The 12928-nt window shown below is 62.4% G+C and carries 11 protein-coding genes; 3 read left to right on the top strand and 8 right to left on the bottom strand.

What is annotated here, in order from left to right; all coding sequences use genetic code 11:
* Positions 1 to 8 precede the first annotated feature (8 nt).
* The 3 genes from LK12_RS01940 to LK12_RS01935 form a co-directional block, all read right to left on the bottom strand.
* Positions 9 to 2186, bottom strand: a complete 2178-nt coding sequence (locus tag LK12_RS01940; protein WP_039278609.1) for a M3 family metallopeptidase — start codon at positions 2184 to 2186, stop codon at positions 9 to 11.
* A 250-nt stretch (positions 2187 to 2436) separates the two neighbouring features.
* Positions 2437 to 2601: a hypothetical protein gene (locus LK12_RS24845; protein ID WP_197063437.1), complete on the bottom strand. Its 165-nt coding sequence runs from the start codon at positions 2599 to 2601 to the stop codon at positions 2437 to 2439.
* A gap of 18 nt (positions 2602 to 2619) precedes the next feature.
* Positions 2620 to 3075: an Rrf2 family transcriptional regulator gene (locus LK12_RS01935; RefSeq protein WP_039278606.1), complete on the bottom strand. Its 456-nt coding sequence runs from the start codon at positions 3073 to 3075 to the stop codon at positions 2620 to 2622.
* A gap of 112 nt (positions 3076 to 3187) precedes the next feature.
* Between LK12_RS01935 and LK12_RS01930 the strand changes: the two genes are divergently transcribed.
* Complete coding sequence (locus tag LK12_RS01930) at positions 3188 to 3634, top strand: globin domain-containing protein (protein ID WP_039278603.1); 447 nt, start codon at positions 3188 to 3190, stop codon at positions 3632 to 3634.
* 73 nt (positions 3635 to 3707) lie between these two features.
* A complete protein-coding gene (locus LK12_RS01925; RefSeq protein WP_039278601.1) occupies positions 3708 to 3914 on the top strand; it encodes an FmdB family zinc ribbon protein in 207 nt (68 codons plus the stop codon).
* A gap of 48 nt (positions 3915 to 3962) precedes the next feature.
* On the opposite strand, the gene LK12_RS01920 is transcribed toward LK12_RS01925, so the two are convergent.
* The 4 genes from LK12_RS01920 to LK12_RS01905 all read right to left on the bottom strand — a co-directional run bounded on the left by LK12_RS01920 (position 3963) and on the right by LK12_RS01905 (position 7628).
* Positions 3963 to 4499, bottom strand: coding sequence for a septal ring lytic transglycosylase RlpA family protein (locus LK12_RS01920; protein ID WP_407938117.1), 537 nt, complete (start codon positions 4497 to 4499; stop codon positions 3963 to 3965).
* Between the two features lie 138 nt (positions 4500 to 4637).
* Positions 4638 to 6302, bottom strand: coding sequence for a M28 family metallopeptidase (locus LK12_RS01915; RefSeq protein WP_039280104.1), 1665 nt, complete (start codon positions 6300 to 6302; stop codon positions 4638 to 4640).
* Between the two features lie 206 nt (positions 6303 to 6508).
* A complete protein-coding gene (locus LK12_RS01910) occupies positions 6509 to 6886 on the bottom strand; it encodes a UrcA family protein (protein WP_039278599.1) in 378 nt (125 codons plus the stop codon).
* A gap of 379 nt (positions 6887 to 7265) precedes the next feature.
* Positions 7266 to 7628 (bottom strand): hypothetical protein, encoded by a 363-nt coding sequence (locus LK12_RS01905; RefSeq protein ID WP_039278597.1) that lies wholly within the window; start codon positions 7626 to 7628, stop codon positions 7266 to 7268.
* A 148-nt stretch (positions 7629 to 7776) separates the two neighbouring features.
* Between LK12_RS01905 and uvrA the strand changes: the two genes are divergently transcribed.
* Complete coding sequence (gene uvrA, locus LK12_RS01900; protein WP_039278595.1) at positions 7777 to 10734, top strand: excinuclease ABC subunit UvrA; 2958 nt, start codon at positions 7777 to 7779, stop codon at positions 10732 to 10734.
* 889 nt (positions 10735 to 11623) lie between these two features.
* Here uvrA and LK12_RS24505 read toward each other — a convergent pair.
* Positions 11624 to 12919 carry a hypothetical protein gene (locus LK12_RS24505; protein WP_156135354.1) on the bottom strand — a complete coding sequence of 432 codons (1296 nt, stop codon included), beginning with the start codon at positions 12917 to 12919 and terminating at the stop codon, positions 11624 to 11626.
* Between the last annotated feature and the right edge of the window lie 9 nt (positions 12920 to 12928).

Genomic DNA, 12928 nt, shown 5'->3' with positions numbered 1-12928 from the left:
GGATCGTCCTATTCGCCCGGTGCGGTCAGACCGCGTGCCGCTAGCATCGGGTTGAGATCGGGATCGTGCCCGGTGAAGTTGCGGTACATCACCGCATAGTCCTTGCTGTGGCCTTGGCCCAGGAAGGTCGCGCGGATGTGATCGCCGTTGGCGCGGGTCATGCCGCCGTGTTTTTCCACCCAGTCCCAGCCGTCGTGCGCCAGCATTTCGGTCCAGATGTAGGAGTAGTAGCCGGCCTGGTAGCCGTTGCTCCAGATGTGCCGGAAATAGGGCGTGCGATAGCGCGGCGGGATGAGGCCGGTCTCCAGGCCGTTGGCCTTCATGCTGTCGAGCACCTTGGCTTCGAAGGCCATTGGCGGCTGGCTCGCCTGCTGGGGATCGAGCGTGTGCCAGTCCATGTCGAGCATGGCCGCTTCCAGCGTTTCCCCGAAGGACAGCCCCTGGTTCCACTTCGCCGCGGCCTCGATCTTCTTCATCAGCGCGTCGGGAATCGTCTCGCCGGCGGCATTCTTGGCGAAGTGCTGGAGTACCGCCGGGACGGTCGCGAAGTTCTCGTTGAACTGGCTGGGGAACTCCACGAAGTCGCGCGCCGTCTCGGTGCCCGAGAGCGAGGGGTACTTCTGGCTGGCGAAGATGCCGTGCAGCGCGTGGCCGAATTCGTGGAACATCGTGGTCACGTCGTCCCAAGTGGCCAGCGGCTCCTGGCCGTCGACGGGCGGGGCGATGTTGAGCGTGTTGTGAACCACCGGCTTGTCGCCGGTCAGGTAGGACTGCTCGACGAAGTTGCCCATCCAGGCACCGCCCTGCTTGTTGGGCCGGGCATAGGGATCGAAGTAGAACAGCGCCAGCGGGCTGCCGTCCTTGTCGTAGACTTCATAGACCCGCATCGAGGGGTGATAGACGGGAATGTCGGTGCGGCGCTTGAAGGTGATGCCGTAGGTCTGCGTTGCGGCATAGAAGACGCCGTTTTCCAGCGTGTTCCACACGTTGAAGTACGGCTTGATCTGCGCGTCGTCGAGATCGTACTTCGCCTTGCGCACCTTCTCCGCGTAGTAGCCCCAGTCCCAGGGCTCCAGCCTGGCGATGCCGTCCGCCTTGGCCGCATCGGCCAGGATCGCGGCTTCACGTGACTGCGTGGCGCCGAGCGGCGGAACGAAGCCGTTGAGGAATTCCTGCGCCTTCTTGGGCGAGGTGACCATGCGGTCGTACATCTGGAACGTGGCGAAATCGGGAAGGCCGAGCAGCTTGGCCTTCTTCGCGCGCAGCGTTGCCAGTTCGCTGACGATCGCGGTGGTGTCGTACTCGCCGCCGTGCGAGGTGCGGTTCACGCTCGCCTCGAACAGCTTCTTGCGGCTGTCGCGGTTGGAAAGCTGCGACAGCGCGGGCTGCTGCGTGGTGTTGCTCAGCGCCAGCACGTACTTGCCCGCCATGCCGCGATCGGCGGCGCGCTTGGCGGCGGCGGCGATGTCGGCGTCGGACAGGCCGGCAAGCTGGTCCTTGCTGTCGAAGGTGACGGCGGCGGCATCGGTGCCGGCGGTCAGCTTCTGCGAGAATTCGGTTTCCAGCGCGGCGATGCGCAGGTTCATGTCCTTGAGCTGGGCCTTCTGGGCCTGATCCAGCTCGGCGCCGCGATGGACGAACTTGGCGTAGGTAGTCTCGAGGAGCATCGCATCCTCGCCGGTCAGCGCCTTGCCCTCGGCACTGTCGCGCACCGCCTTGACCCGCTGGAACAGCTTGTCGTTGAGGTAGATCCGGTCCTTGAGCGCTTCGAGCTTGGGCGATGTTGCCGTGTCCACGGCATCGAGCGTCGCGTTGGTGTTGGCGCTCACGAGCTGGTCGAACACGTTCTCGACCCGCGAGAGCAGGGCGCCGGCGCGCTCCATGGCGACGACCGTATTGTCGAACGTGGGCGGTTCGGGGTTATCGGCAATGGCCTCGATCTCGGCGCGCTTGGCGGCAATGCCGGCCTCGAGCGCGGGCTGGTAGTCGCTGTCCTTGATCGTCGAGAAATCGGGCGCGTGGAAGGGCAGGGTGCTTTCCTGCGCGAAGGGGCCGGAATAGGCCGGGACCGCAGATGCGCTGGCCGGGGCTTCCGTTTCCGCTTCAGCAGGCATGCTTGCGCATCCGCTCACCATGGTCGCCGCTACGACCAGCGGGGCGGCGGCCGCCAGGAGCCGGGTTTTCATCGCTATATTCTCCAGGGATGCGGCAACCTCTCGACGCAAAAAGCGCATGTTCTAGCGCGGCACGGGGGGTTGCCGGGGTGGTCATTGGTGCCGCTTGAAACCGAGAATCCAGGCCATTGCAAGGGATTGAACGGCTTTGCCGAAACGGTTTCTCCCGCGGGCCTGCCGGCAATAAAAATGCAAAGCGGCAGTGCGCCGATACGCAAGCATGTTGCGCCCGGCTACTGCCGCCACATAGAGGTGCTTTCGCTCAGGGTTTGCGGAAGCGTCCGTGGTCCCAGATGCGCATGTCCTGCTGCGCCGTTTCCGCGTGCTCGTCGACGTATTCCTTGCGCTCGCGATCGAAAATCAGCGACCCCGTCGCAGCGCGCTCGCGGCGGCTGCGGCGAAAGGGGATTTCAGCTCCGATGTTCATATTTGCCTCCTCTCGCTTCTAGAACGCGGGCGGAGCGAGCCGGGTTCCCGATTGTCCGCTCATCACCGGCAGGCGGGAAGAGGCAGCGGCGTCCGCAAGGGTTCTGGCGTCGAGCCGGGCCAGGAACGCGGCCATGGCATCGTCGAGAATGGCTGTCAGTCCGCAGGTTCGGCGCAACAGGCAATTGGCGCAGTCGGCAGGAGAGAGGCACGGCTCGGTCAGCCGCACGACGTCGCCCAGCCGAATGGTGTCGGCCGGCTGGCCCAGCCGAAAGCCGCCGCCGCGCCCGCGCACGGTCTCCAGCAGGCCGGCATTGGCCAGCAGGTTGACCACCTTCATCGCATGGTTGCGCGAGATCGCGTGGTGCTGCGCCACCTCCGCGATCGATAGCAGGCCCTGGGGCTCCTCCCTGGCCAGCAGTGCGGCGTGCAGAAGGATGCGCAGGGCGTAATCGGTGTGCGCAGTAAGGCGCAAGGTCGGCTCTCCTCGTCGAAAGTGGACCGGATTTTATGATGTATTTGATTTACATGTTTTTGCGCTTCTGTATAGATGCATTCGAATCGCATCTTTCAAGGGAGGACCATCCATGGCCGCACCGCTTTCCGAACAGACCATCGCCATCGTCAAGGCGACCGCCCCTGCGCTGCAGGAGCATGGCGTTGCCATCACCACGCGCATGTACGAGCGGCTTTTCGTCGACGAGGACGTCAAGGCGCTGTTCGACCAGGCTGCCCAGGAATCGGGCGAGCAGCCGCGCCGTCTGGCTGCCGCGATCCTCGCCTATGCCCAGAACGTCGACAAGCTGCAGAACCTCGATGCACCCGTGCGCCGCATGGTCGAACGCCACGTCGAGACCGGCGTGAAGGCGGAGCACTATCCCTACGTGGCCAACGCCCTGCTGCCCGCCATTCGCGACGTGCTGGGTGATGCCGCGACCGACGAGGTTCTCGCCGCCTGGGGTGAGGCCTACTGGTTCCTCGCCGATATCCTGATCGCCAAGGAAGCCGCGCTCTACGAAGAGCAGGCCGCCTGATAGCGACCGGCCTTTTTCTGGCACGCTTCTGGCATCGGGCCTTCCTGTCCACCCGAACCGACAGGAAGGTCCGATGCCGCTTTACGAGTTTCACTGCCCCGACTGCATTGCCGATTTCGAGCTGCTGATGCGCTCGGGCGATGCGCCGGTCTGTCCGACTTGCGGGAGCACAGCCGTCAACCGGCTGATTTCGCGGGTTTCTCCGCCTGGAAAGGCCAAGGGAATCGCTGCCGCGGCGCGGACCCAGGCCAAGCGGGAAGGCCACCTGAGCAACTTCTGACCTCTGCCGCGCGCAATGTCGTTTTCGCGACATCTGTGTCCCGAAATGTCAGCGTGGGCCCACTCCCCGGGCGAATTGCGCCTGCAGGTTCGCCAACGTCCGGCCCGAAATCGGCGGCAGTTTCCTCGCGGCATCGCCCTTGCGCAGCTTCTCGCGGTCGCGTTCGGGGGGCTGAACCACCCGGACCCGCACGGCCGCCTTGCCTCTCGCGCGCACACCCAGCAATTCGGCCGCGCCCTTCGAAAGGTCGATGATCCGCGCTTTGTCGCCGAATGGCCCGCGATCGTTGACCCGCACCAGAATGCGCTTTCCGGTATCGAGCGAAGTCACCTCGACATAGGAGGGAAGCGGCAGCGTGCGGTGCGCGGCGGTAATCCAGTCGGGCCGGAACTTCTCGCCATTGGCGACCTGATTGCCGGACTCGTTGCCGTACCAGGTCGCATAGCCGAGCATGTCGTAGTCGGGATCGGCCGCCGGCGTGTAGGTCACGCCGCGCACGGTATAGGGGGGGCCGATCCGCACCGGGATATCGCTGACCGGCCGGTACCTGGTGCCGCCGCCGCAAGCGGAGAGGGTCAAGGCCAAGACGGCGATGGCCGTTAGCCGCCCAACTCCCGTTCGTGTCGAGCGAAGTCGAGACACGTCAATACCGCGCACCCGTGTCTCGACTTCGCTCGACACGAATGGAGAGGCACTGCGTGAGACGGTGGCAGACACCGCTGCCTAGTCCCGCACGTCCGCGCTCTTCTCGCGGATGGCCTTGAACTCGGAACCGGCCTTCCACTCGGGCCAGCGGCGCGAATTCGCCAGTTCCTCGCCGATGGTGCCGATCAGGTCGATGTCCTGCACGACACCCGCCATGTCCCAGTCTTCCGACCAGGCATCGCAGGCCTGGTGGTAGCAGTTGCCGGTATAGGCATCGATCCACGCCTGCCCGGCCTTCGTTCCGCCCTCTTTCAGGTCAGCGGCACCGGCGATGCCCATCAGCAGCATCACCGGCACCCCGCGCTTGGCGAAGGAGAAGTGGTCGGCGCGGTAGAACAGCCCGCGCTCGGGCAGGCTCTCGGGCGTGACGGTGCGGCCCTGCGTCGCCGCGACGCGCGCCATGTCGTCCTCGAGCGTGTCCTGGCCCTTGCCGACGAGCACCACGTCGTTGGCCGCGCCCGCAGTCTGCAGGATGTCGATGGCAAGGTTGGCGACGGTCTTGTCGAGCGGATAGACCGGATTGGAGGCATAGTATTCGGAGCCCAGCAGTCCGCGCTCCTCTGCGGTCCATGCCGCGAAGACGACGCTGCGCTGCGGCGGCGGACCCGCCTTCATGACCCGCGCGATATCGAGGATGCCGGCAATGCCCAGCGCGTCGTCGTTCGCGCCCGCACGGTAGATGCGGCCCTGTTCGTCGGGCTCGCCCTTGCCGTAGGCATCCCAGTGCGCGCCGAACATCACCACTTCATCGGGGTGCGAGGTGCCGGGAATGCGGCCGAGCACGTTGTGGCTGGCGATTTCCTCATGCTTCACCGGTACATCGGCATCGAAAGTGACGCCCCTTAGCGGCACCGGTTTGAAGCTCGCCTTGCGCGCCTCCTTGCGTAGTCTGGACAGATCCAGCCCGGCATCGGCGAAGAGCGTCTTGGCCGCATCGCCCGAAATCCAGCCCTGCAGCTTGAGCGTCGTCAGCTCGTCGGGCTTGCGGACGATGTCGTAGTTCTCGCCGCCCGGGCTCTTGATAACATTCCAGCCATAGCCGGCCGCTTCGGTCTCATGGACGATCAGCGCGCCGACCGCACCCTGCCGCGCCGCTTCCTCGAACTTGTAGGTCCAGCGGCCGTAGTAGGTCATCGTCCGCCCGCCGAACTTGCCATAGGGCGCTTCGCCCTTGGCGGCGGCGAAATCGGGATCGTTGACGAGGAAGACGACGACCTTGCCCTTGAGGTCCGCGCCCTTGAAATCGTCCCACCCGCGCTCGGGGGCATCGACGCCGTAGCCGACGAAGACCACCGGCGCCTTGCTGATCACCGCCTCGTCGTCCGGGCGGACGGTCGAAACGTAGATGTCCTTTGCCTGCTCGACCGGCATGGCGCCCTTGGGCGTGGCAAAGGTCATCGTTTTGGCGGGCTGCAGCGCGGTGTGGAGCAGCGGTACGGTCTGCACCCATTGCCCGTCGGGGCCAGCCGGTTCGAGCCCGGTGTCCTGCATCCTGGCAATCAGGTAGCCGATCGTGCGGTCTTCGCCGGCCGTGCCCGGGGCCCGGCCTTCGAATGTGTCGGAGGCGAGCGTCTTGACGTCTTCTACGATCCGGTCCGGATCGACCGAGACCTTTGCAAGGGCAGGATGCGCGCACGCCAAAAGCGATACGGCGGCTAAAGCGAGGGGGAGTGTGGTTTTCATGGCCGGCATCCTAGGCGCTGGCCAGTGCGAGGCAAGGCCGGGCACGAGTGCGTTGGGCCGTCGCGTCGCGGGCGCACAAAGCAAAAGATCCGCGCATCACAGGATGGCGCGGACCTTTTGCTGCAGCAGGTGGCAGTCGATCAGGCGTGCATTTCAACAGGGAGCGGCTTCGATCGCTTCAAATCGCTGTCACCTTGCCCGGGGTTTCAATGCCGAACGCGAAGTGGCGGCATCTCCATGGCTGCAAGGTCGACATGGTTTTCGCGGGCGACCATCCGGGCTTCGAGGATGGCGTCACGGTCTGCATATGCGCGGCCAAGCGAATCCGTACGGCAGGCTCTGACTGCAAGATGTTCGCGCAACCGGCGGATGTCGTTCGAGCCGCAAACCTGCCGAACGGCCAGATTGATGCGGCCGTTCAAGGAATCGATGCCCTTTTGGGTGTCGAGATTAAGATCGTCGTAGTGCACTTCGCGGAAAGGGACATTCGCAGTGTCACGGTCCTTCACCACGACATCGGCATAAGAAGGTGCGCCGGTCAGCAATAGGGCAGCGGCAACGGCCGCCAAAGATAGCGTCTTCATGGTCTTACTCCTCTCTCGATCCACGCAGGAAAAGGAGCCCCAAATCCGTGGACTTGGGCGACAGCACTGACGCGACCCGTTAGACAGCTCTGTAAATCGACGGTGGTGAGGCAGCGTGGCAAGTCGCGTCCCGGCAAGCGGGATATGCATGGAATTAAGGGGCGACTCGCAATTGTCCGTTACGCTGCTTCTTTAATTAAATTCTCTTTAAGCAACAGTTCGTTGTACAAATATTACGCCTCTCCCTGCGATTTAAGCAATATATGCTTATTCACGGCGTCTCTAAAGCGAAACGCTCTCGTCCCGCGACGAACCGCGCCGGGTGTGCGATGAGGCGTTGCTGTGGTTGTGGTCGCAGTGGACCGCGTTAGGCCGGTGCCTAACGCGCGCAGTGCTCGTAGTAGCCGGCACGGCAGGCGTCGACGTCCCTTCGCCAGTCGGCCATCGCAGCTTCATAGTCGCTGCGCGCCTCGGCGTAGGCCCGCTGGTCCTCGCGGTGTTCCCGTTCGCCGGTCTGGGCGCGGCGATAGGCCGCCCAGCCCTTGGCATATTCGGCGTCGCGCCGCTGCACGTAGGCTGCCTGGTCGCGGTTGAGCTGCCGGATGATCGCCCGGTCCCGCTCGCGTGCGGCACGGGTGGCCATGGCCGGATCTTTCGGATCGTCCGCGCTGACCGGTGCCGAAGCCAGGCCTGTGACGAAAGCCAGCGCGCAAAGCGCGGGTGCGAAGTGCGATACCCTCATGATTCCCGGTCCCTTTTGTCCCTTGCCACGTTTATGCCGTCCGCGCGTTGGCGAGGCAAAGGGATTGCGATGAGCCGTTGCGATCCCATCTAGGGCTCGACTTACCGCCTCTTGCTAGGCGCGAACAAATCTGGAACATACGCCTCCCATGAGTCTCACCCACATCACCGTGCGCGGCGCGCGCGAGCATAACCTCAAGGGCTTTGACATTGCGTTACCGCGCGAGAAGCTGATCGTGATCACCGGCCTGTCGGGCTCGGGCAAGTCGAGCCTGGCGTTCGACACGATCTATGCCGAGGGGCAGCGCCGCTATGTGGAATCGCTGAGCGCCTATGCGCGCCAGTTCCTCGAGATGATGCAGAAGCCCGACGTCGAGCATATCGACGGGCTTTCTCCCGCGATCTCGATCGAGCAGAAGACCACCAGCCGCAACCCGCGCTCCACCGTCGCCACCGTGACCGAGATCTGGGACTACATGCGCCTGCTCTGGGCGCGCGTGGGCATTCCCTATTCGCCCGCCACCGGCCTGCCGATCGAGGCGCAGACGGTGTCCAACATGGTCGATAGGGTCATGGCGCTGCCCGAGGGCACGCGGCTCTACCTGCTCGCCCCGGTGGTGCGCGGGCGCAAGGGGGAATACCGCAAGGAACTGGCCGAGTGGCAGAAGGCCGGCTTCACCCGCGTGCGCATCGACGGCGAGCTTTACCAGATCGAGGACGCCCCCGCGCTCGACAAGAAGTACAAGCACGACATTGAAGTCGTGGTCGACCGCATCGCGGTGAAGGACGGCATCCAGACGCGGCTGGCCGACAGCTTCGAGCAGGCGCTCAAGCTGGCCGAGGGGCTGGCCTATGTCGATCTGGCAGACAAGACGGTGGCGGAAGTCAGTCAACCTCCGTTCGTGTCGAGCGAAGTCGAGACACGGGGGCAGGGCGTCTCGACTTCGCTCGACGCGAACGGGAAGGGGGGCGCGATGAAAGGCGCCGGCCTGCCGCCCAACCGCATCGTGTTCTCCGAAAAGTTCGCATGCCCGGTCTCCGGCTTCACGATCGAGGAGATCGAGCCGCGGCTGTTCTCCTTCAACGCGCCGCAGGGGGCCTGCCCGGCCTGTGACGGGCTGGGTGAGAAACTGCTGTTCGATCCGCAGCTGGTGGTCCCGAACGAGGGGCTGACGCTCAAGCAGGGCGCGGTCGCGCCGTGGGCGAAGTCCAACCCGCCGAGCCCCTATTACATGCAGGTGCTCTCCAGCCTCGCCAAGCATTTCGGGTTCGATCTCACCACGCCCTGGCACGACCTGCCCAAGGAAGTGCGCATCGTCGTGCTTTATGGAACCGCGGGCGCGCCGGTGCCGCTGACGTTCAAGGACGGGCGCAAGGAATATACCGTCAACAAGCCGTTCGAGGGCGTGATCGGCAACCTCAACCGCCGCATGGTGCAGACCGACAGCGCCTGGATGCGCGAGGAGCTGGCCAAGTTCCAGACCGCGCAGCCCTGCGAGGTGTGCGACGGCAAGCGCCTCAAGCCCGAGGCGCTCAGCGTGAAGATCGCCGAGAGCGACATCGCCGATGCCGCGCGGCTTTCGGTGGCCGATGCCTACAAGTGGTTCGGCACGCTGGAGGGCAAGCTCACCAGCCAGCAGCAGCAGATCGCACACGCCATCCTCAAGGAGATCAACGAGCGGCTCGGCTTCCTCAACAACGTCGGGCTCGACTACCTCAACCTCGACCGCACCAGCGGCACGCTGTCGGGCGGGGAGAGCCAGCGCATCCGTCTCGCCAGCCAGATCGGTTCGGGGCTTTCGGGCGTGCTCTACGTGCTCGACGAGCCCAGCATCGGCCTGCACCAGCGCGACAACGACCGGCTGCTGGAAACGCTGAAACGCCTGCGCGACCTCGGCAACACGGTGATCGTCGTCGAGCATGACGAGGACGCGATCCGCGCCGCCGATCATGTGGTGGACCTCGGCCCCGGCGCGGGCGTCCACGGGGGCGAGGTGGTGGCCGAAGGCACGCTCAAGCAGGTGCTCAAGTCCAAGACCAGCCTCACCGCGCAGTACCTCACCGGCGCGCGCCGGATCGAGGTGCCCGCAACGCGCCGCCGGGGCAACGGCCACTTCGTCACCGTGGAGAACGCGCGCGCCAACAACCTGACGGGCGTCACCGCGAAGTTCCCGCTCGGCACCTTCTGCTGCGTCACCGGCGTCTCCGGCTCGGGCAAGTCCAGCCTCACGCTCGACACGCTCCACGCCGCCGCCGCGCGCACGCTCAACGGGGCGCGGGTGATCGCCGGGCCGCACGACCGCGTGACCGGGCTCGAAATGTGCGACAAGGTGATCGAGATCGACCAGTCCCCGATCGGCCGCACCCCGCGCTCCAACCCGGCCACTTACACCGGCGCCTTCACCCAGATCCGCGACTGGTTCGCGGGCCTGCCGGAAAGCGAGGCGCGCGGCTACAAGCCCGGGCGCTTCAGCTTCAACGTCAAGGGCGGCCGGTGCGAGGCGTGCCAGGGCGACGGCCTGATCAAGATCGAGATGCACTTCCTGCCCGACGTTTACGTGACGTGCGAGGAATGCCACGGCAAGCGCTACAACCGCGAGACGCTGGAGGTGAAGTTCAAGGGCCACTCGATCGCCGACGTGCTCGACATGACGATCGAGGACGCGGAGGAGTTCTTCAAGGCGGTGCCGCCGATCCGCGACAAGATGCACATGCTGAACGAAGTGGGCCTCGGCTACGTCAAGGTGGGCCAGCAGGCGACGACGCTATCGGGCGGCGAGGCCCAGCGCGTGAAGCTCGCCAAGGAACTCGCCCGCCGCTCGACCGGGCAGACGCTCTACATCCTCGACGAGCCGACCACCGGCCTCCACTTCGAGGACGTGCGCAAACTGCTCGAAGTGCTCCACCGCCTCGTCGACCAGGGCAATTCGGTGGTGGTGATCGAACACAACCTCGACGTGATCAAGACCGCCGACTGGATCATCGACCTCGGCCCGGAAGGCGGCGTGCGCGGCGGCGAGATCGTCGCGGAAGGCACGCCCGAGCAAGTGGTGCAGAACCCGCGCAGCTTCACCGGCCACTACCTGAAACCGCTGCTGGGGGCCTGATAATTCCTCCCCGAGCTTGTCTCGGGGAGGGGGACCATCCGCAGGATGGTGGAGGGGCACAGCCGCCGCAACGCGAGCGCCGCGCCAGGAAGCCCACCCCCAACCCCTCCCGCTTGCGGGAGGGGAGTGCCAGCGCCCCGCCGAAAGACCGCGCGAGGTCCGCCCTCCCGCAAGCGGGAGGGCCGCGAGACTTGCGCCCACGGCGCTAGTCGCAGCGGGGTGGGCTCCCCGGCAATACGTCACCGGCCCCCGTTTGCGCCCCCACGTCCCGTTCGCCCCCACATCCCGTTCGTGTCGAGCGAAGTCGAGACACGCCAGCGCCACCCGTGTCCCGACTTCGGCCTTTCGGCCGAAGTTTATCCCGAGCATGCCGAGGGGCTCGACACGAACGGAGAGGGCGCGTCTTCGGCCTTGCCGCACCGTTCCCCGATCCCTCATCTCAGCTACCCCCACCCGTCATCCCCGCGCAGGCGGGGATCCTGCTTTCTTGCCCGGCGCCAGACGCCACAAGCGGGACCCCCACCTGCGTCGGGGCGACGAAGCGGGGGTGACGGAGGCCTCACCTCCATCGTCATGGCGAGGCCCGCAGGGCCCCGGCTATTCAGAGCGACCGTCAACCGCTCTGGATTGCTTCGCTCCGCTCGCAATGACGAACGCTGGTGGGAGTCCTCAGGCCGTCTGCGCCGCCAGGATCTCGCGATGCTCGCGGTTTATGCTTTCGACCCCGACGCGAGCGGCGGGCTCAATTCCAGCTAGGAAGTGTGGTGCGCCCCTGATGCAGTACGCTCATTGGCCTGCTGTCAGGCGGTTGGCGGTAGGGAAGAGCGGTTAACTTTGGCCTTGAATACGCATAAAATGACATTTCAAAATGTATTCATATTAACTGAAATCAAATAGAAGACAAAGCTTGTTGTACATAGCGCATCTCTTGTAGAGAGTGTATATACGACATGCTTATTATGCTCTCCTCTTGAAGTGCTTCATTTGCTTTTTGCAGGACGTCCTCAGCTCTAGTTGCCCATCCTGTAGGACAGAACATTGCATATGCCCTAGCTAGTTGTGCATATGCGTAAGCAGGCACCCTTATCCCAGCTTCGTTGTGGCGAGAGATATTGGTTTCAGCTTCCGATATATAAGTTTCTAGGGAGTTTGATCTTACTGCTACATTCCAAATTTCGGAAAGAACAAGGTGAATTTCTAAGAAGTCCCCTTGATTAAATAGACCAAATATTTTTTCATGAGCATTGTTGCGTATCTCGTTAGAAATGAGCTCATTGTTACTTGGGTTGTCGCTAACAAGCGTAAAGCGCCCTTCTTCAGCTGAGGGAATGGCCGTGAAGCGGTCACCTCTTTCGTATTCGGCTCGAAATACTCTTGCCTGATAAAGTATTGTAGAGTGAAGCCAGTTTGCACATACTGCTAGTCTATGCGACAGCTCTGAAAAATGAAAACTACTTGCGACTTGAGCTCCGTTGAATGCATCATTTGCTGATACTTTTCGCCTCAAAGCCCCTTCTTCCAAAAGAAGAAGAGATTGTCTCATTTTCGATCTATTGGAGAATTTGAATTCTGATATCGCCTTTTCTCTGTCAATTTCTTCACTATTTCTATCAATTTCTTTAACTTCATCGTATTCTCCGTTAAGTGAAAGGAAGGGGCCGTTGAAGTCTGTTTCTTGTTCCTTTCTTGCGTTATTAAATTCCCTATACTCACGTATAATTGGCAGTATGTCTTCTCTGTCTTTTTCTATTGATTTCAAATCTTTTTTATATTGATCAAGTAGTTTAGAAACATCATTCGATGACATATACGCGCTTATTGCTGATGATGCTTGAACTGATAGAGTTTTGTCGATTTGGTCTAGATTGTTTCTGTATAAATTCGCAAACTCTTCTATTTCTTTTCTAGCTGTCGATTGAGCATCTCTAAGTGTTCGCCCTACAAATACAGAAATTACAACTGATATTATAACTACTAGAGACGATATAACCGAAATGCTAAATTGTAAGGTTCCAAAAACGGCATTTATTGCATCTTGGTTACTTAAGTTGTGTTCATCTATATTTTGTTTATTGGTAGAATATATGAATATATTGCTTTTATATGCGATATAAATGAAAGTAACAATGCAAAGTAATGTTATAGAAATCATTGCTATATTCAAAAATTTTTGAAATGGCTTCATTTTTAGGGC

The organism is Novosphingobium malaysiense, assembly GCF_000802225.1.
Taxonomy (GTDB): domain Bacteria; phylum Pseudomonadota; class Alphaproteobacteria; order Sphingomonadales; family Sphingomonadaceae; genus Novosphingobium; species Novosphingobium malaysiense.
The sequence above is the reverse complement of the archived record's forward strand: the minus strand, read 5'-3'. Positions and strand labels throughout refer to the sequence as shown.

Excerpts from the sequence above, each read along its gene's own strand:
- LK12_RS01910 (WP_039278599.1), bottom strand. The coding sequence starts at position 6,886 with ATGAAGACGCTATCTTTGGCGGCCGTTGCCGCTGCCCTATTGCTGACC.
- LK12_RS01930 (WP_039278603.1), top strand. The coding sequence starts at position 3,188 with ATGGCCGCACCGCTTTCCGAACAGACCATCGCCATCGTCAAGGCGACC.
- LK12_RS24845 (WP_197063437.1), bottom strand. The coding sequence starts at position 2,601 with ATGAACATCGGAGCTGAAATCCCCTTTCGCCGCAGCCGCCGCGAGCGC.
- LK12_RS01905 (WP_039278597.1), bottom strand. The coding sequence starts at position 7,628 with ATGAGGGTATCGCACTTCGCACCCGCGCTTTGCGCGCTGGCTTTCGTC.
- LK12_RS01940 (WP_039278609.1), bottom strand. The coding sequence starts at position 2,186 with ATGAAAACCCGGCTCCTGGCGGCCGCCGCCCCGCTGGTCGTAGCGGCG.
- LK12_RS24505 (WP_156135354.1), bottom strand. The coding sequence starts at position 12,919 with ATGAAGCCATTTCAAAAATTTTTGAATATAGCAATGATTTCTATAACA.
- LK12_RS01915 (WP_039280104.1), bottom strand. The coding sequence starts at position 6,302 with ATGAAAACCACACTCCCCCTCGCTTTAGCCGCCGTATCGCTTTTGGCG.
- LK12_RS01925 (WP_039278601.1), top strand. The coding sequence starts at position 3,708 with ATGCCGCTTTACGAGTTTCACTGCCCCGACTGCATTGCCGATTTCGAG.
- uvrA (WP_039278595.1), top strand. The coding sequence starts at position 7,777 with ATGAGTCTCACCCACATCACCGTGCGCGGCGCGCGCGAGCATAACCTC.